18 protein-coding genes are annotated in these 17,767 nt (G+C 64.1%); 8 read left to right on the top strand and 10 right to left on the bottom strand.

Translation table 11 applies throughout. The features are described 5' to 3' along the window. Positions 1 to 46: 46 nt before the first annotated feature. Together NOF55_RS18090 and NOF55_RS18085 are read right to left on the bottom strand one after the other, a co-directional pair. Positions 47 to 1,933 (bottom strand): ABC-F family ATP-binding cassette domain-containing protein, encoded by a 1,887-nt coding sequence (locus tag NOF55_RS18090; protein WP_306412518.1) that lies wholly within the window; start codon positions 1,931 to 1,933, stop codon positions 47 to 49. A gap of 49 nt (positions 1,934 to 1,982) precedes the next feature. Beyond that, a complete protein-coding gene (locus NOF55_RS18085) occupies positions 1,983 to 2,492 on the bottom strand; it encodes a DinB family protein (RefSeq protein WP_306412517.1) in 510 nt (169 codons plus the stop codon). A 152-nt stretch (positions 2,493 to 2,644) separates the two neighbouring features. Between NOF55_RS18085 and NOF55_RS18080 the strand changes: the two genes are divergently transcribed. The 3 genes from NOF55_RS18080 to NOF55_RS18070 all read left to right on the top strand — a co-directional run bounded on the left by NOF55_RS18080 (position 2,645) and on the right by NOF55_RS18070 (position 5,170). Further along, complete coding sequence (locus NOF55_RS18080) at positions 2,645 to 3,334, top strand: glutathione S-transferase family protein (RefSeq protein ID WP_306412516.1); 690 nt, start codon at positions 2,645 to 2,647, stop codon at positions 3,332 to 3,334. Positions 3,335 to 3,412: 78 nt separating this feature from the next. Beyond that, positions 3,413 to 3,835 carry a nucleoside-diphosphate kinase gene (gene ndk / locus NOF55_RS18075; protein WP_306412515.1) on the top strand — a complete coding sequence of 141 codons (423 nt, stop codon included), beginning with the start codon at positions 3,413 to 3,415 and terminating at the stop codon, positions 3,833 to 3,835. Positions 3,836 to 4,030: 195 nt separating this feature from the next. Beyond that, positions 4,031 to 5,170: a glycosyltransferase gene (locus NOF55_RS18070; RefSeq protein ID WP_306412670.1), complete on the top strand. Its 1,140-nt coding sequence runs from the start codon at positions 4,031 to 4,033 to the stop codon at positions 5,168 to 5,170. Positions 5,171 to 5,345: 175 nt separating this feature from the next. On the opposite strand, the gene NOF55_RS18065 is transcribed toward NOF55_RS18070, so the two are convergent. The 5 genes from NOF55_RS18065 to NOF55_RS18045 form a co-directional block, all read right to left on the bottom strand. Further along, positions 5,346 to 5,813, bottom strand: coding sequence for a molybdenum cofactor biosynthesis protein MoaE (locus NOF55_RS18065; protein WP_306412514.1), 468 nt, complete (start codon positions 5,811 to 5,813; stop codon positions 5,346 to 5,348). A gap of 131 nt (positions 5,814 to 5,944) precedes the next feature. Then, a complete protein-coding gene (gene moaD, locus NOF55_RS18060) occupies positions 5,945 to 6,202 on the bottom strand; it encodes a molybdopterin converting factor subunit 1 (RefSeq protein ID WP_306412513.1) in 258 nt (85 codons plus the stop codon). Next, on the bottom strand, positions 6,202 to 6,789 hold the full coding sequence (gene pgsA / locus NOF55_RS18055) for a CDP-diacylglycerol--glycerol-3-phosphate 3-phosphatidyltransferase (RefSeq protein ID WP_306412512.1): 588 nt from the start codon (positions 6,787 to 6,789) through the stop codon (positions 6,202 to 6,204). The genes moaD and pgsA overlap by 1 nt, the downstream gene beginning before the upstream one ends. A gap of 93 nt (positions 6,790 to 6,882) precedes the next feature. After that, positions 6,883 to 8,910, bottom strand: a complete 2,028-nt coding sequence (gene uvrC, locus NOF55_RS18050) for an excinuclease ABC subunit UvrC (protein ID WP_306412511.1) — start codon at positions 8,908 to 8,910, stop codon at positions 6,883 to 6,885. After that, the gene (locus tag NOF55_RS18045) at positions 8,907 to 9,674 is read right to left on the bottom strand and encodes an SDR family oxidoreductase (RefSeq protein WP_306412510.1); all 768 of its coding nucleotides are present in this window, start codon (positions 9,672 to 9,674) and stop codon (positions 8,907 to 8,909) included. Before NOF55_RS18045 ends, uvrC begins: the two co-directional genes overlap by 4 nt. Before the next feature lie 369 nt (positions 9,675 to 10,043). Between NOF55_RS18045 and NOF55_RS18040 the strand changes: the two genes are divergently transcribed. Then, positions 10,044 to 10,688: an outer membrane protein gene (locus NOF55_RS18040; RefSeq protein WP_306412509.1), complete on the top strand. Its 645-nt coding sequence runs from the start codon at positions 10,044 to 10,046 to the stop codon at positions 10,686 to 10,688. Positions 10,689 to 10,758: 70 nt separating this feature from the next. Here the strand turns inward: NOF55_RS18040 and NOF55_RS18035 are convergent, their stop codons facing one another. Then, positions 10,759 to 11,358 (bottom strand): glutathione S-transferase family protein, encoded by a 600-nt coding sequence (locus NOF55_RS18035; protein WP_306412508.1) that lies wholly within the window; start codon positions 11,356 to 11,358, stop codon positions 10,759 to 10,761. A gap of 10 nt (positions 11,359 to 11,368) precedes the next feature. Continuing rightward, the gene (locus tag NOF55_RS18030; RefSeq protein WP_306412507.1) at positions 11,369 to 12,106 is read right to left on the bottom strand and encodes a ribonuclease T2 family protein; all 738 of its coding nucleotides are present in this window, start codon (positions 12,104 to 12,106) and stop codon (positions 11,369 to 11,371) included. 320 nt (positions 12,107 to 12,426) lie between these two features. Here NOF55_RS18030 and NOF55_RS18025 point away from each other — a divergent pair, with 320 nt between their 5' ends. After that, positions 12,427 to 13,404 (top strand): putative bifunctional lysylphosphatidylglycerol flippase/synthetase, encoded by a 978-nt coding sequence (locus tag NOF55_RS18025; RefSeq protein ID WP_306412506.1) that lies wholly within the window; start codon positions 12,427 to 12,429, stop codon positions 13,402 to 13,404. On the opposite strand, the gene NOF55_RS18020 is transcribed toward NOF55_RS18025, so the two are convergent. After that, positions 13,388 to 14,239, bottom strand: coding sequence for a 23S rRNA (adenine(2030)-N(6))-methyltransferase RlmJ (locus NOF55_RS18020; protein ID WP_306412505.1), 852 nt, complete (start codon positions 14,237 to 14,239; stop codon positions 13,388 to 13,390). The two genes, NOF55_RS18025 and NOF55_RS18020, sit on opposite strands and share 17 nt — an antisense overlap. A gap of 82 nt (positions 14,240 to 14,321) precedes the next feature. On the opposite strand from NOF55_RS18020, the gene NOF55_RS18015 reads away from it, so the two are divergent. The 3 genes from NOF55_RS18015 (at position 14,322) to NOF55_RS18005 (ending at position 17,744) form a co-directional block, all read left to right on the top strand. Then, entirely contained in the window at positions 14,322 to 16,439 is a 2,118-nt protein-coding gene (locus tag NOF55_RS18015) for a molybdopterin-containing oxidoreductase family protein (RefSeq protein ID WP_306412504.1), read from the top strand. Position 16,440: 1 nt separating this feature from the next. Further along, positions 16,441 to 17,049, top strand: a complete 609-nt coding sequence (locus NOF55_RS18010; protein WP_306412503.1) for an NUDIX domain-containing protein — start codon at positions 16,441 to 16,443, stop codon at positions 17,047 to 17,049. A 152-nt stretch (positions 17,050 to 17,201) separates the two neighbouring features. After that, on the top strand, positions 17,202 to 17,744 hold the full coding sequence (locus NOF55_RS18005; RefSeq protein WP_306412502.1) for a glyoxalase superfamily protein: 543 nt from the start codon (positions 17,202 to 17,204) through the stop codon (positions 17,742 to 17,744). Positions 17,745 to 17,767: the final 23 nt, after the last annotated feature.

Here is a 17,767-nt window from a genome sequence, read left to right as displayed (position 1 = left end):
GAAATTCGACGAATTTAACGACGCGCGGTTGTGGACTTGCCGGGCGTCAATTCGCCATCGCCGCGTCGTATTCGGCCGAAAGTTCCAGCCACTGTTCCTCCGCATCGGCCAGCTTCGCCGCGGCCTCGCCGCGCTGCCTTGCCTTTTCGGCCGCCCTGGCGGGGTTCTTCTCGTAGAGCTTCGGGTCGGCAAGCTCCGCATCCAGCGCCTGAATCGAACTCTCCAGTTTCTTCGTCAGGGCCTCGATTTCGTTGATCTTTTTCCTGAGCGGCGCCAGGCTTGCGCGCTTGTCGGCGGCGGCCTTGCGCTGTTCGGCCTTCGAGACCGCCTCCTCGCCGGAGGGCTTCGACGCATTGTCCTTCGACTTGCCGCTCTGCACGATCAATGCGCGATAGTCTTCCAGATCGCCGTCGAAATTCGTCACCGTGCCGTCGTTGACGAGCCAGAGCCGGTCCACCGTCGCCTCGATGAGGTGACGGTCGTGCGAGATCAGGATGACCGCGCCGGAATAATCGTTGAGCGCGGTGATCAGCGCCTTGCGGCTGTCGATGTCGAGGTGGTTGGTCGGCTCGTCGAGGATGAGCAGGTTCGGATTGTCGAATACGGCAAGCCCCATCAGCAGGCGGGCCTTCTCGCCGCCGGAAAGGTCCTTCGCCGGCGTGTCCATCTTTTCCGTGGCGAGGCCCATCTGGGCGACGCGGGCGCGTACTTTCGCCTCCGGTTGCTCGGGCATCAGCCGGCGGACATGCTCGACGGCGGATTGCTCCGGCACCAGATCGTCCATCTGGTGCTGGGCGAAGAAGCCGGTCTTGAGGTGAGGGGCGAGCTTCACCGTGCCCGCTTCGGCCTGAAGCCGCCCGGCGAGGAACTTGGCGAAGGTGGACTTGCCGTTGCCGTTCGAGCCGAGCAACGCGATGCGGTCATCGGTGTCGATGCGCAGGTTGAGCCGTTTCAGGATGGGGTGGCCCGGCGTGTAGCCCACCGCGCCGCCCTCGATGGCGATGATCGGCGAGGCGGCCTTGCGCTCCGGCTCCGGGAAGACGATGGGGGCGACATGATCCTCGATGACCGCCGCCACCGTGCCCATGCGTTCCAGCGCCTTGATGCGGCTTTGCGCCTGCCGCGCCTTGGTCGCCTTGGCACGGAAGCGGTCAATGAAGCTTTCCAGGTGTTTGCGGGCGGCGTCGTTCTTCGCCTTGGCCTTCATCTGAAGCTCGTCGGCCTCGGCCTTCTGGCGCTCGAACTGGTCGTAGGGGCCGCGATAGAAGGTGAGCTTCTTCTGGTCGAGATGGACGATCGAGTTGACGGCCTCGTTCAGGAGATCGCGGTCGTGGCTGATGATGATGACGGTGTGCGGGTAGCGCCGCACATAGTCTTCCAGCCACAGCGTGCCTTCGAGGTCGAGATAGTTGGTCGGCTCGTCGAGCAGCAGAAGATCGGGCTCGGAAAACAGCACGGCGGCCAGCGCCACGCGCATGCGCCAGCCGCCGGAAAAGGACGAGGCCGGGCGCTTCTGCGCCGCATGATCGAAGCCGAGGCCGGAGAGGATGGAGGCCACGCGCGCTTCCGCCGAATGCGCGCCGATATCGGCAAGCCGCGTCTGGATGTCGGCGATGCGGTGCGGATCGGTGGCGGTTTCCGCCTCCTTCATCAGCGCGGCGCGCTCCTTGTCGGCGGCCAGAACGATGTCGATCAGCGGGTCTTCCGTGCCCGGCGCTTCCTGTGCGACCTGTCCGATGCGGGCGTTCTTCGGGATGGAGATCGTGCCGGCCTCGGGCGAAAGCTCGCCGGTGATCGCCTTGAACAGCGTCGACTTGCCCGCGCCGTTGCGGCCGACGAAGCCGGCCTTCGCGCCTTCGGGCAGCGAAAGCGAGGCGTTTTCGATAAGAAGGCGTCCTGCGATGCGGACGGTGAGGCCGGAAATCGTGATCATGCCAGCCTTTTGGCCGAACTTGGCGCCGGTGGCAAGACGGTGCAGTGGCTTACTGCCAGTGCCGGCCGTCCGTGCGCAGGAAAGCGAGGAGATCGAGTACGAGGGACGGCTTGCCGAGCGCCGTCAGGATGACGTGCGCCTGACCGCGGTGATGGGTCTGGTGGTTGAAGATATGGGTGAGGACGGGGGCGACAGGCTGGGTGAAATGTGCGGTGCCGGCAACGTTCGAATAGGTCAACGGTTTGGCGAGATCGTCTTGCGTCAGGCCGTCCAGCCAGGCGGCGATTCGCGCGTCTTCCACCTGCCGCGCCGCCTCGAGCGCATCGAAATCCTCGAAGAGAACCGTATCCAGCGCCTCGGGCGCCTCGCCCGTTCCGGTGAGGCGTTTCATCCAGATGCGGTCGGCGACGAGAATGTGGTTGAGCGTGCGCTGAGCGGAACTGAAGAAGGCGCCCTTGTCCGCCCGGAACTCGTCTTCCGACAGCTCGGCGCAGGCGGCGTAGACGCGCTCGTTGGCCCAGCGGTTATAGTCTGCGAACATGCGGAAGTGCCGGAGCATGGAGGCCTCTGGTCGTGCGATGATGGGTCTTGCCGGCAAGCGTAGCAAAACCATGCCTCAACAGGTCTGATATCAGACATGAAATTTCCTGATTTGATTTTGCCGGAGACGTGCCGTTCAATCCGGATGAAACGAAAAAAACGGGAGCCGGTATGACACGCATTCTCTACACCCTTTGCGGCAGCGACGCGGACCGCCCCTTCTCGCCGCATTGCTGGAAGGTGGCGATGGCGCTGGCCCACAAGGGGCTGGAATTCACCGAAAGGCCCGTGCCCTTCACCGCCATTCCGCAGCTGGAGGACGGGTTTTCGAAGACGGTGCCGATCCTGCGCGACGGCGAGCGGCTCGTGTCCGACAGTTTCGCCATCGCCCGCTATCTCGAGGAGGTCTATCCCGACCGCCCGTCGCTGTTCGAGGGGCCGGGCGGCGAGGCCACGGCCCGCTTCGTCGAGGGCTGGTCGCAGACGCAGATCCATCCGGCGGTGACGGCGATTGCGCTGCTGCGCATCCACGACATGCTGGACGACAGGGACCGCGCCTATTTCCGCGCGAGCCGCGAGGCGCTGCTCGGCCGGACGCTGGAAGAGATCGATGCGGAAGCGGCGGACGCGGCGGCGGCTTTTGCCGCACGCCTCCAGCCGCTTCGCCACATGCTGCGCTTCCAGCCTTTCCTGGGCGGGGAAGGGCCGCTTTTCGCCGATTACATCCTTTTCGGTGCGTTGCAATGGCTGCGGATCACGGCCGGAAGTGTGCCCTTCCTGCCGGATGATCCCGCTTCCGACTGGTTCGAACGGATGCTCGACCTCCACGGCGGGCTCGGGCGAAGTGTGACGCCGGCGTGAAATTGCCGCAAGGCCCTTGTTTTCCGGCGGGATGGCGGGTAATTACCGCCCGAATTCCCACCGAGAGGACTGACTGACATGGCGATTGAACGCACCTTTTCGATGATCAAGCCGGATGCCACCAAGCGCAACCTGACCGGCGCCATCACCAAGATTTTTGAAGAAAACGGCCTGCGCGTCGTCGCTTCCAAGCGCGTCTGGATGAGCAAGCGCGAAGCCGAAGGCTTCTACGCCGTTCACAAGGAACGCCCCTTCTTCGGCGAACTGGTCGACTCCATGACTGCCGGCCCGACCATCGTTCAGGTTCTGGAAGGTGAAAACGCCATCCTCAAGAATCGCGAGATCATGGGCGCCACCAACCCGGCCCAGGCTGCCGAAGGCACGATCCGCAAGCTGTTCGCCCTGTCCATCGGCGAAAACTCCGTTCACGGTTCCGATGCCCCGGAAACCGCTGCCGAGGAAATCGCCTACTGGTTCTCCCAGACGGAAATCGTCGGCTGAACCTGTAATATTTCCGCGGAATTCCTTGGAAAAGCCGGGCTCGTCCCGGCTTTTTTGCGTTTATTCGCAAGCCGTTGGCCGCCTGCTAAATTTCTGTAAAACAAGCGTCGCATTCTCGGGGCCAACAAGACAGGAGATATCGATGCGATTCTGTGGCAATATGCGTTCCGTGCTTTCTGGAGCAGGTGCGTGACGATGATGATTCTGGCCCTGTCAGCCTTCCTGGGGCTTGCCCTGTTTGCCCAGATGACCAGCATCGGCCTGGTTCTCGCCCGCCGGCGGCGCCCGGGGCCGGTTCCATTGCCCGGTGACGGGGAGGGCACGACCATCCTGCGTCCGTGCTGCGGCATCGAGAACCATCTCGACGCGACCGTGCGTTCGGTGCTGATGCTGGACCATCCGCGCTACGAGGTTCTGTTCTGCGTTGCCCGGGCGGACGACCCGGTGATCCCTTTCCTGCGCGGCATCCTCGCCGACTATCCGGATCGCGATGCGCGCATTCTGGTCGGGGACGAGCGCATCAGCACCAATCCCAAGCTCAACAATGTCGTCAAGGGATGGAACGCGGCCCGATACGACCGTATCGTCATGTCCGACAGCAACCTTCTCGTGCCGCCCTCCTATCTCGACGAGATAGAGCATGTCCGCGACGCGCGCACGGCTTTCGTCTGCTCGCCGCCTGTCGGAACGCATGTGGAAGGCTTTTCCGCCGAGCTGGAGGCGGCTTTCCTCAATACGTATCAGGCGCGCTGGCAGTTGCTCGCCGATGAACTCGGCATCGCTTTCGCGCAGGGAAAGACGATTGCCATGCGGCGTAGCGACATGGAGGACATGGGCGGTCTGGCCGCGCTTGCGGCGGAAGCGGCGGAGGATGCAGCGGCGACGAAGGCGGCTCACCGTTTCGGCCGCAGGGTCAGGCTTGTGCGCCGGCCTTTCGCGCAGCCGCTGGGCTACCGGCGCTTCGCCGATGTCTGGCGCCGGCAGGTGCGCTGGGCGCGGTTGCGCCGGTCGTCGTTTCCGCTGGCGTTCTTCGCGGAAATTTTCACCGGCTTCGTGCCTGCGGCGGCCGCCGCCATTGCGCTTGTGGCGATGGGGGAACTGGATTTCTGGACCCTGCCGCTGCTGGCCTTCGTCTGGTATGCGGCCGAATATCTTCTCGCCCGCGCCTACCGCTGGCCGGCCGGCCCGTCCATGCTGTTGGCGGCGGTTGTCCGCGACCTGCTTCTGCCCTGCGTATGGGTGGAAGGCTGGGTCGGATATACGTTCGAATGGCGAGGCAACGCCATGAGCACCAACGACGACAAGGAACTGCTTCCGAAGACGACGACGCTTTGAAACGGACGGTATTATTCCTGTGGGATTCGGAAAGTCATCGCATATGGAACGCAGACGGTGCGGCTTCTCCTTCTCCCCCGCGGGGAGAAGGGGAAAGAGCCGCAAGCTTTGCATCATATACAATGATCCGAACGAAACGGCGCCGTCCACCCCGTTTCAAGCGTCGGGATCCGGCTTACGAGCCCGCGTCGTTCCACTGGTCGCGCTCGGCATCGTCGCTCCTGCGCGCCTCCACCCATGCGCCTTCGCCCTCTGCCCCGTGCTCCTTCTTCCAGAACGGCGCGTCGGTCTTCAGGTGGTCCATCACGAAGCTTGCAGCCTCGAAGGCGGCCTTGCGGTGGCCGGCGGCGGCGATGACCAGCACGATGTTGCCGCCTGCGGGAATGACGCCGTGGCGATGGACGACGGCGAGGCCGAGGAGGCCAAAGCGTGCTGCCGCGGCGCGGGCGATGCGTTCGAGCGCCTTTTCCGCCATGCCGGGATAGTGTTCCAGTTCCAGCGCTGAAAGCCGCCCGCCTTCGTCGCGGCAAAGGCCGGTGAAGGACACGAGCGCGCCGGCGCCGGGCGTTCCGGCCCGAAGCGCCTCATATTCGGCGGCGGCGTCGAAATCCTGGGACTGAACGCGGGTGGTGATGATCGCCATTATCCTTTTCCTGCGGTCTCTTCGCCAAGGCTGAGGGCGTTTGTTGCCTGCCGGCCCTTCGCTCGGCTCAGGGCGTTCGTCGCTGCAATCGATTCTCGGGATCGATGGCTTCGGCTTCGCCGAATCGCTCCTCACCCACCCGTCATCGGCGGAAACAGCCCGATCTCGCGTGCGCCGGCGATCGGCTCGTCATGCTCCACCAGTTCCTCGTCGATGGCGGCGCGGATCACCTTCGGCACCTCGAAGGCTGCGGCATAGTCCTCGCCGAGCGTGGCCAGATGCGCAATCAGGTCGCCGACGGTGACGACCGAGGCGGGCAGGGCGAGTTCCTCGTCCCGCTTGCCGATGCGTTCACGAATCCAGGCGAAATAGACGAGCCGCACCGGCATCATTCTTCCACGATGATGTGTTTCAGGCCGGCGCGGAAATAGTCGTAACCGGTATACATGGTCAGCAGTGCTGCGATCCACAGCAGCAGAATGCCCAGTTCGACCGTGTAGGGAAGAACGGTCTCGCCCGCCGGGCCAGCCAGAAGGAAGGCAATGGCCACCATCTGGATCGTCGTCTTCCATTTGGCGATGCGCGTGACCGGCACGGAAACCTTGAGCGCGGCGAGATATTCGCGCAGGCCCGAGACAAGGATTTCGCGGCACAGGATGATGATCGCCGCCCAGACCGACCAGCCTGCGATCGTGCCGTCCGCAGCCATCAGGAGCAGTACGGAGGCGACGAGAAGCTTGTCGGCGATCGGATCGAGCATCCGCCCGATATTCGAGGTCTGGTTCCAGATGCGCGCCAGGTAGCCGTCGAGGAAATCGGTGATCGAGGCAAGCACGAAGATGCCGAGCGCCGTCCACCGGGCGAAGTCGGAACTGGCCAGTCTGCCCTCGATGAAGAAACAGAGAACGATGAAGGGGACAGCCAGAATCCGGCCGTAGGTGAGCAGGTTGGGGATGCTGTAAGCGCGGGATGCCATTATGTGCTCTCTGTCAGCCGGAAGGATGCGTTGCGCGGCCGGGGTCGGTCAACGACTCTCATGTTCCGCAAATATGCAGTGAATACGAATTTTTCAAACTCTGTCTGCACCATTCTCGTTGAAGTGATTGTAAATCTGCCGGGCCACCGTTTCCGAAATGCCTTCGACCGTCATCAGGTCGGTGAGGGCCGCGCGCGAAACCGCCTTCGCCGTGCCGAAATGCTGGAGCAGCGCGCGCTTGCGCGACGGGCCGATGCCGGCGATCTCGTCGAGCGGGTTGCGGACCATCTCCTTCTTGCGGCGAGCGCGGTGCGAGCCGATGGCGAAGCGGTGCGCCTCGTCGCGCAGGCGCTGGATGAAATAGAGAACCGGGTCGCGCGGCGGCAGCGAGAAATCCGGCCGGCCGGCGGCGAAGAACCGCTCGCGCCCGGCTTCGCGGTCGGCCCCCTTGGCGACGCCGATGGCCGTCACGGCGTCGGCGATGCCCAGATCGGTGAGAATCGCCCGCACCGCCGTCATCTGGCCCTGACCGCCATCGATCAGGATCACGTCCGGCCAGGCGGGAAAGGCTTCGTCTTCCGCCGGCGGCTGTGTCCGGTCGGGAATGCCTTCCTCCTTGATGAGCCGCTGGAAGCGCCGCGTCATAACTTCGCGCATCATGCCGAAGTCGTCGCCCGGCGTGATGTCGGTCGAGCGGATGTTGAACTTGCGGTACTGGTTCTTCACGAAGCCCTCCGGCCCGGCGACCACCATGCCGCCCACCGCGTTCGTGCCCATGATATGCGAGTTGTCGTAGATCTCGATGCGGCGCGGGGTGTAGGGCAGGGCGAAGGTTTCGGCAAAGCCCTTCAGCAGCCGTTCCTGCGAGGCGGTCTCGGCCAGCCGGCGTCCGTGCGCCTCGCGGGCATTCGCCTCGACGTGACTGACGATATCCTTCTTCTCGCCCCGCTGCGGCACGAGGATCGAAACCTTGTGGCCGCTCTTTTCCGAAAGGGCGAGCGCGAGCAGTTCGCGCTCCTCGATCTCGCCGGGCAGCAGGATCTGGCGCGGCACCGGCTTGTCGTCGTAGAATTGCGCGAGGAAGGCGCCGAGCACTTCCGCACTCGAAAGCGACGGGTCGGCCTTCGGGAAATAGGCCCTGTTGCCCCAGTTCTGGCCGGTGCGGAAGAAGAAGACCTGGATGCAGGAAAGCCCGCCCTCGTGGTGGATGCCGAAGACGTCCGCCTCCTCGATGCCCGCCGGGTTGATGCCCTGATGGCTCTGGACATGGGAGAGCGCGGCCAGACGGTCGCGGAACACCGCCGCGCGCTCGAAATCGAGGTCTTCGGCCGCCGCGTTCATCGATCTGGCCATTTCCTCCTTCACCCTCTGGCTCTTGCCGGAAAGGAAGTCCTTCGCCTCGCGCACCAGCACCGCATAGTCCTCCTTCGAGATTTCGCCGGTGCAGGGGGCGGAACAGCGCTTGATCTGGTGCAGAAGACAGGGACGGGTGCGGGTCTCGTAGACCGAATCGGTGCAGGTGCGGATCAGGAAGGCGCGTTGCAGGGAATTGATGGTGCGGCCGACCGCGCCGGCCGAGGCGAACGGCCCGAAATAGTCGCCCTTGCGCGCGCGCGCGCCGCGATGCTTGTAGATGGCCGGCGCTTCGTCGTGGCTGGTGATGAGGATGTAGGGAAACGACTTGTCGTCGCGCAGAAGCACGTTGAAGCGGGGCCTGAGGCGCTTGATCAGGTTCGCTTCCAGCAGAAGCGCTTCCGTCTCGGTGCGGGTGGTGACGAACTCCATGTTCGCCGTTTCGCGCACCATGCGGGCGATCCGGTTGGAATGAACGCGGCCCTGCGCATAATTGCCGACGCGCTTTTTCAGCGAGCGCGCCTTGCCGACGTAGAGCACGTCGCCCGCTGCGTTCACCATGCGGTAGACGCCCGGCGCATTCGGCAGGTGCTTGACGAATTCGGCGATGAGGTCGGCGCCGGTCAGGCCGGTCTCGTTCTTCCAGCCCTCGGCCCAGTCCACGGCAGGCGCGGACGCGGGCGTAAGCGATTCGGCCACGCCGGAATCGTCGTCGTCGTCCTTCTCGTCGTAGAGAATGCCCCCGTCCGGGACCTTGCCTGCCGTCATTCCGAAATTCCTGCCACGTCGGGCGTTTCCCAGGCCAGATGCTGGCCGCCGTCAAGCGCGATCATCTGCCCGGTGATCGAAGGCGTTTCATAAAGAAAACGGATCGTCCGTGCAAATTCATCCGGCGCCGGCCCGCGCTTCAGGATGACGCCGTCGACCTGCGCCTGGAAATCGGTCTCCGCCTGCCGCTCGCCCCTCATGCTCGGTCCAGGCCCGATGGCATTGACGCGGATGCGTGGCGCCAGGGCCTGGGCCAGCGTCTGCGTTGCCGTCCAGAGCGCGGCCTTGGACAGCGTATAGGTATAGAAGCGCGGAGTGAGCGCCCAGACCCGCTGGTCGATGACGTTGACGATCAGGCCGTGTCGATCGCCGGGCAGGGCGCGGGCGAAGGCGGCGGCCAGAATGGACGGTGCGCGGACATGCACGGCGAAATGGGCGTCGAAGGTCCGTGCATCGAACGTCGTGGCCTCGTCGTTGCGAAAGGTCGAGGCGTTGTTGACGAGGAGGTCGACCGGCCCCAGCGCCGCGGCGGCGCGGGCGATCAACGTGCCGGTGGCGCCGGTGTCCTCCAGATCGGCGGCGAGGGCGACCGTGCGCCCGCCGGCCCGGTTGAGCGTACCGGACAGTTCTTGCGCTTCGTCAATCGACCTGTTGGCATGGATCGCCACCGCAAAGCCTTGTTCGGCCAATCCTTCGACGATTGCCCGGCCGATCCGCCTTGCGCCGCCCGTTACCAGTGCAGTCGGCTGTCTTACATTCTGCAAAGTCTTGGCCCTCCGCGTCGTTTTACATCGTTAAACGCATATAATTGCTGGAACCTTGGATTGAATAGCGCGTTATCCAGTTGCGTGGAAATTTTATACAGAAAGTCGAGGTGGGGTTGTTGTAGAATAAATTGAGGATCACGAAATATTGCTGTGTTTACACTTTGTTATGGTTAATAAAAAACCTGTTGCGACACAGCAACATCCATTTATGAACATGGATATGCCACAATGATTTCACATTTTGGCTCTTTCAAATCCTCAATTTGATTCAAAATACATCCTCGGACAGACGGGATGATCCGTTAGAGATACCGTAGTTGCCAATGTGATGTGTTCAGAGCGATGCGGTCCGAAAAGGAGAAGACAATGCGTACCATTATTGCAACCCTGCTGGCTTCCACCGTGGCCGCTGCCGCGTTCACCAGCGCCCATGCCGCCGATGCCATCTATGAGGTTCCGGAAGCTCCGGTTGCCAACGAGCCGGTCGCCGCACCGGTCGGTAACTGGGCCGGCGCTTACGGCGGTGTGACGCTTCAGCACGACTGGGGCCGTTTCGGCGGTCAGAAGGACTATGACGCCAAGGCGTTCGGCGGTTCCGTCTATGGCGGTTACAACCTCCAGGACGGTCAGGTCGTCTACGGTGGTGAAGCCGACATCGGCTACAACGGCGAAGACGCTCTTGCCGCTCCGGGCATCGAAGGCAAGCAGGGCGTCAACGGCTCTCTGCGTGGCCGCATCGGTTACGACCTGAACCCCGTCCTCGTGTACGGCACGGCCGGTCTCGCCGTTTCGAACAACAAGCTGAAGAGCGCTGCCGGTTCCGACGACCGCACGGCGGTCGGCTACACGGTCGGCGCCGGTGTCGAAGGCTTCGTCACCGACAAGATCACGGCCCGCGTCGAGTATCGCTACTCGGACTACCAGGCCAAGAACTTCAACCTCGGCGGTACCCGCCACAAGGTCGACTTCGACGATCATTCGGTCAAGGTCGGTCTCGGCATGAAGTTCTGATCCTGATCTGTCATCAGGTACGCAGGAGCCGGGCGCAAGCCCGGCTTTTGTGTTTTCGGCAGGCGGTGTTTCAGGATGCCAGAGGCTTCAGTTCGGTCCAGGCCGGGAAGCGCTTCTCGAATTCGGCGATCCAGTTCAGAAGGTTTGCGCGGCCTTCCTCCCACGGGCCGGGAAAGCGCAGGGCGAGATAGCCGAGCGTGGCGGCGAGGGCGAAATCGCCGGCGGTCAGCGTTTCGCCGAAGGCGGGCGGATTGGCGTTCAGCGCGTCGAGCGCCCGGCCGGCCTTGGTCCATTGCTTGTCGATCCAGCCCTGATAGACCTTCTCGGGCGGACGCATGCGGTGTTCGTACTGGATGGCGAGAAGGCAATCGGCGATCCCGTCGCCCAGCGCTTCCAGCACATCGGCGCGAAGACCTGCCTCGGCGTCGGCGGGATAGAGCTTGCCGCCCGACAGGCGGTCGAGGTGGCGGTTGATCGCCACGCTGTCGTAGACGGACTGGCCGTTGCCGATCACCAGCGTCGGGATCTTGCCGAGCGGATTGTTGTCGATCAGCAGGGCGGGATCGTCACTGGTCACGACCTTCTCGGATTCGATGGCGATCCCCGCATGATGGGCGGCCATGCGAACCTTGGAGGAATAGGGCGACGCGGACGAATAGAGCAGCTTCATGGCGGTTTCCTTATCTGGCGGTTGGAATTGTGACGGTGTCGATCCGGCAGGCCCGCTGGTCAACCTCCCGGCAGTCGCGAAACCGCAGGTCGCGGGTCATGCAGATGCGGATCTCCTCCAGGCGGCGGCCGTCGCAGGTCACGGCGATGCCGCCCGGCGAAAGCCCGGGATTGGCATCGATGAAGGCCTGTTCGAGAGCACCTGGCGAAACAGTCCCCGCCGTTCTGCCGTCCGAATACGGCTTGGGAATTTCGAGCCGTCCGAAGGCGGCGGCCAGCACGGAGAAATATTCGCGCTGCGACAGTCCGCTACAGGTGCCGTGCTTGCGCCACTGATGGCCGATCAGCCCCATCGACGGCATGAAGGTCGACAGTTCGCGGCCGATGGCGGCGGGCACCCGTTGCGGCTCGCTACTGGGGCAGAACTCGGGATATCCGCGCTCGTTCTGGGGCCAGAGCCCGTGTACCACGAAGCCACGCGCCCTGCCCGGGTCGCATTGCGGGTCGCCGTCCCGCGCCTGGCCGCTTTGGCAGAAGGTCGGCGACCACGACAGGGAAAGCACGTAGAAATCGAAACCGGAACCGGCCGGAACCTGTGCGGGCGCCCGGTCCGGCGTCGGGGCGGTGTCGCCGTCGGCAGCCGGCGCATCCGCTGTCCGGTCGGTGCCCGCGCGATCCTGAAGATAGGCGCCGAGCGCGAAGACGGCGGCAAGAACCAGCGGCAGCGCCTTTCTGAGCGTTACGGGCAATGCAGGGCGTCCTTTCCCGTCCGGCTTTCCTGGCGTGGCCGGTTCGGCATTCGATTCCGTACAGGCGCTTCCGGAGAATTTCTGCTTTTCCCGGAAACGCGAGAACGCTCCACTTCTTTGTTTGTACGCATTTCCCGACGCAAAACCGTTTCACATTTTTGCTGGAAATGCTCCTAACATCCTGTTGCCGTGATTTGAAGCGATCGTTGACGTGTTCGTGCTGAGATGGGCAGTTGAAATCCCGATGCGCCGCCGCATACACTGATTCCGAAGCACGATAACGGATTCTCAAGCCCGGAAGGGAACGAAAGCGCAGGATAATGGCAGTGAAGAAATACCTCTGGCCCGTGGTGGGCCTGGCGACGATCGGTTTTTCCGTCTGGCTCCTCTATCATGAATTGAGGGGAATATCCTTTGCCGATCTCAAGGAGGGATTTGCGGCCATTCCGTTGTCCGGCTGGCTTCTGTCCGGGGCCAGCACGCTTCTCGCCTATGCAGCACTCGCAGGCTACGATCATATCGCGCTGCTGCACCTGAAGCGGAAGGTGCACTGGCTTTTCATCACGCTCTGCTCCTTCACCACCTATGCGCTGTCGCACAATGTCGGCGCCTCGGTCGTCTCCGGCGCCGTGGTGCGATACCGGGCTTATGTGTCGCGCGGCCTTTCGGCGGCGGAGATCGGCGTTCTGGTCGCGCTCTGCTCCGGCACGTTCGCGCTTGGAGTGATCTTCCTCGCCGGCCTGATCCTCGTCTTCGAACCGGATATTCTCGCCCGCTTCAGCGAGGTGCTGCCGATGGAGTTCTCGACGGTGACGGGCGTCGCGTTGCTGACCATCGTCGCGCTCTACGTCGCCGGCAGCTTTCTCAAGCTGCGCCCGCTGAAGATCGGGCCTCTGTCGATCGTCTATCCGTCGCCGCCGATCGTCGCCCGGCAACTGGTCATCGGGCCGCTGGAACTGATCGGCGCGGCGGGAATCATCTATTTCGCCCTGCCGGAAGCCGGCAACCCCGGTTTCGTCGTCGTCCTCGGCATCTTCCTGGTGTCGTTCTCGGCGGCGCTGATCTCGCACGCGCCGGGCGGGCTGGGCGTGCTGGAACTGGTCTTCGTCATGGGATTGCCTGACATGGACCCCGCCGACGTCGTCGTCGCGCTTCTGGTCTTCCGGCTGTTCTACCTGATCATCCCGTTCATCGGCGCGCTCTTCGTCATCCTGTTCTTCGAGCGGTCGCAGTTCACGGCAAAGCCGACGGCCGCCGCGGGAATCGTGAAAACGGGCAGGCCTATTCCTCGCCCCTGAGCCAGAAGGCGCGCTGCGACGCGAAGCGGTCGAGCGCCAGCCTGTCCTTGAGGACGGGAAGCAGCGCGTGCAGCTCGTCCTTCAGCGTGTAGGGCGGGTTGACGATGACGAGGCCGGAGCCGGTGAGGCCGGTCGTTTCCCGGTCGGAGCGCACCAGCAGTTCGGCGCACAGCATCTTGGGAATGTCGAGCGCCTTGAGCGCCTCGTGGAACTCCCGGACCGGCGCGCCCTTCTTGACCGGATACCACAGGCAATAGGTGCCGCTGGCAAAGCGCCGGTATGCCCGGGCCAGGCCGTCCGCCAGCCGTTCGTATTCCCCCTCGGCCTCGAAGGGCGGGTCGACCAGGACGATGCCGCGCTTTTCCTTGGGCGGCAGATGCGCGCCGAGCGACAGCCAGCCGTCGAGTTCGGTCACGCGCACCTGAAAATCGCCTTCGAACAGGCGGGCAAGGCGGCGGCAGTCGTCGGGGTGCAGCTCAATGGCCGAAAGCCGGTCCTGCGGGCGCATCAGGATGCGGGCGAGTTTCGGTGATCCGGGATAGTAGCGCACGCCGCCGTCCGGATTGAGGCTCCGCACGGCGTCGAGATAGGGTGCAAGCAGTCCGGCAGCCTTTTCGGGCAGTTCGGCGTCCAGAAGCCGGCCGATCCCGTCGCGCCATTCGCCGGTCTTCTGCGCCTCTTCCGAGGTCAAGTCGTAAAGCCCGATGCCCGCATGGGTGTCGATGATGCGGAAGGCCTTGTCCTTGTTCTGCATGTAGCGGACCAGCAGTGCGAAGACCGAATGCTTCAGCACGTCGGCGAAATTGCCCGCGTGATAGATGTGCCGGTAATTCATGTCGCTGCCCGCCTTGCCGATTTTTCCGGGCCGTGCGCAAATCGCTCTTCTGGCCCGCCTTCGTTTGACTTATACAAAAGCCATGACACTTGCGACCCCGCTTATCCCCAAATCGACCGTCGCCCATACGGTTTGTCCGCACGACTGTCCTTCCGCCTGCGCGCTGGAGGTCGATCTGGACGGGCAGGGCCGCGCCGGGCGCTTCCGCGGCTCCAATGCCAATACGTATACGGCAGGCGTCATCTGCGCCAAGGTGGCCCGCTACGCGGAGCGGCTCTACAGCCCGGACCGGCTGATGACGCCGAAGCGCCGCAAGGGCGGCAAGGGCGAGGGCGGCTGGCAGGAGATTTCCTGGGAGGCGGCGCTGGACGAGGTGGCCGAAGCCTTCGTGAAGGCCGAGGCCGCGCATGGTCCCGAAGCCGTCTGGCCCTATTTCTATGCCGGCACGATGGGGCAGGTGCAGCGCGATTCCATCGAGCGGCTGCGCCACGCCAAACGCTATTCCGGCTTCATGGGCACGATCTGCACCAACATGGCCTGGTCGGGCTACGTCCTCGGCACCGGGAGTTTGCGCGGCCCCGACCCGCGCGAGATCGCCAAGTCGGATTGCGTGGTGCTGTGGGGCACGAATGCGGTCGCCACGCAGGTCAACGTCATGACCCATGCGGTGAAGGCGCGCAAGGAGCGCGGTGCGAAGATCGTCGTCATCGACATCTACGACAACCCGACGATGAAACAGGCCGACCTGAAGCTGGTGCTCAGGCCCGGCACGGATGCGGCCCTTGCCTGCGCCGCCATGCATATTGCCTTCCGCGACGGCCATGCCGATCGCGATTACATGGCGAAATTCGCCGACGATCCCGCCGGGCTGGAGGCGCATCTGAAGACGAAGACGCCGGAATGGGCCGCGGCCATTACCGGCCTCTCCGTCGAGGAGATCGAGGCTTTCGCCCGGCTGGTCGGGCAGACGAGGAAGACCTTCTTCCGTCTCGGCTACGGCTTCACCCGCCAGCGCAACGGCACGGTTGCCATGCATGCGGCGCTGTCGCTCGCCACGGTCCTCGGCTCTTGGCAGCACGAGGGCGGCGGCGCCTTCCACAACAACGGCGAGATCTTCCGCTTCGACAAGGCTATGCTAATGGGCACGGCCTATGCCGATCCCGATATCCGCATGCTCGACCAGTCGCAGATCGGCCGCGTTTTGACCGGCGACCCGGAGGCGCTGCGCCATCGCGGGCCCGTGACGGCGCTGCTCATCCAGAACACGAACCCGATGAACATCGCGCCGGAACAGCGGCTGGTGAAGCGCGGCTTCGCCCGCGGCGACCTGTTCGTCGCCGTGCATGAGCAGTTCATGACCGAGACGGCGGAGATGGCGGATATCGTGCTGCCGGCCACCATGTTCGTGGAGCATGACGACATCTATCGCGGCGGCGGCCATAGTCACATCCTGCTGGGGCCGAAGATCGTCGAGCCGCCGCCAACCGTGCGCACCAATCTCTTCGTCATCGAGGAACTGGCCAGCCGCCTCGGCGTCGCGCACATACCGGGCTTCGGGCTGACGGAGCGTGAGCATATCGCGCAGCTTCTCGGGCCCTCCGGCACGACATTCGAACGGCTGACGGAGGAGCACTGGCTCGACTGCCAGCCCTCCTTCGAGGAGGCGCATTACCTGAACGGCTTCGGCCATGCCGACGGCCGCTTCCGCTTCCGTCCGGACTGGTTGAACGGCCGCGCGCCGAACCGTCCGCCGGCCAATGTTGGCCTGCTCGGGCCGCTGGAAGCCTTGCCGGTCTTTCCCGACCATGTGGAGACCATCGAGAGTGCCGACGAGGAGCATCCGTTCCGGCTGGCGACCTCGCCGGCCCGCAATTTCCTCAATTCCACCTTTGCCGAGACGAAGACCTCGCGGCAGAAGGAAGGGCGTCCGGAAGTGATGGTGAACCCGCAGGATGCCGAGCGGCTGGGCATCGCAAGCGGCGATCTGGTGCGCATCGGCAACCGGCGCGGCGACTTGCGCATCCATGCGAGCGTCACCGAAAGCGTCCGCCCCGGCGTTCTCGTCGCCGAGGGGCTGTGGCCCAACAAGGCGCATGTCGATGGCGAGGGCATCAACGTGCTGACCGGGGCGGACCCGGTGGCGCCGCATGGCGGCGCGGCCATTCATGACAACAAGGTCTGGCTTGAAAGGGCGGAATGACATGAGCGATCGGGCTGGCGGCATTCGTGTGACGGAACGCGAAACCCTTTACCGGGGCTTTCTCCACGTCGAGAAGCTGAAGATCGACCAGACGCTGCCGGACGGCCGCGTCGCGCATCTGGTGCGCGAGGTTCACGATCACGGTCATGGCGCTGCCATCCTGCTTTACGATGCGGCACGCGGCGTGGTCGTTCTGGTCCGCCAGTTCCGCACCGGTCCCTATGTCGCGGGCGACGATCCCTTCCTTCTCGAAGTGCCGGCGGGGCTGCTGGACGGCGAGGCGCCGGGCGAGGCGATCTGCCGCGAGGCCATCGAGGAGACGGGCTTTTTCGTCGCTGAGGCCCATCGCCTGTTCGACGTTTTCGCAAGCCCCGGCACGCTGACGGAGAAGATCACGCTTTTCGCCGCCTTCGTCAGCCCCACCGACCGTGTCACCAATGGCGGCGGGCTCGACGCGGAGAGCGAACATATCGAGTTCGTCGAACTGCCCCTTGATGAGGCCTTCGCGAAGATCGGCAGCGGAGAAATCCGCGACGCCAAGACCGTGATCCTGCTGCAATGGGCAATGATGAACCGCGCTGCGCTGGACGAATGCCGATTTCCGGGCTAGCTTTCCGTCACGGTCGGAGGCGACCGGCAGTCCGCGCCCGCAAGGGCATGGCGAACGCCTCCCCATGATATTCCTTACCCGTTTCAAGGTCGGGCGAAGGCGTCGGCAATGCGGATACTGACGAAGACTTCGCCGTGACGGAGGGAACGGATATGCGCGATTATCGCGATGCAAAAGTCATGGCCAGAACGCTGCGGGAGGAACTGGCCGCCAAGGGCCTGACGGTTGCCCATAGCGAGACGCTGGAGATCGTCGCCCGCCAGTTCGGGCTGGCGAACTGGAACATTTTTTCGGCTCGCATCGAGCGGGACGTCGCGCCGCCGGAAGCGGCGGCGTTCGAACCGGCCGTGCCCATCGTCCGGATTTTCGACGTCGCCAAGGCGCACGAATTCTATCTCGGCTTTCTCGGCTTCAAGGTGGATTGGGAGCATCGCTACGGCGAGAATTTCCCGCTCTACACGCAGGTTTCACGCGGGGGCCTGCGGCTTCACCTGTCCGAACATGCCGGCGACGCAACCCCCGGCGGCACGGTGGTCGTCTACATGAAGGGTATCCACGCGCTTCACCGCGAGCTTTCCGCCCGCGACTACCGCTACATGAAGCCGGGGCTGGAGGACGAGGGAACACGGCTGGAGGTGACGGTCATCGACCCCTTCGGCAACCGCATTCGCTTCATGGAACTGAAGGACGGGTAGGAGGTTGCCGCGGCGCTTGCCGG

Origin of the sequence: Ectorhizobium quercum, from assembly GCF_026552795.1 — a bacterium.
In the GTDB taxonomy this organism is placed as follows: Bacteria; Pseudomonadota; Alphaproteobacteria; order Rhizobiales; family Rhizobiaceae; genus Ectorhizobium; species Ectorhizobium quercum.
The sequence above is the reverse complement of the archived record's forward strand: the minus strand, read 5'-3'. Positions and strand labels throughout refer to the sequence as shown.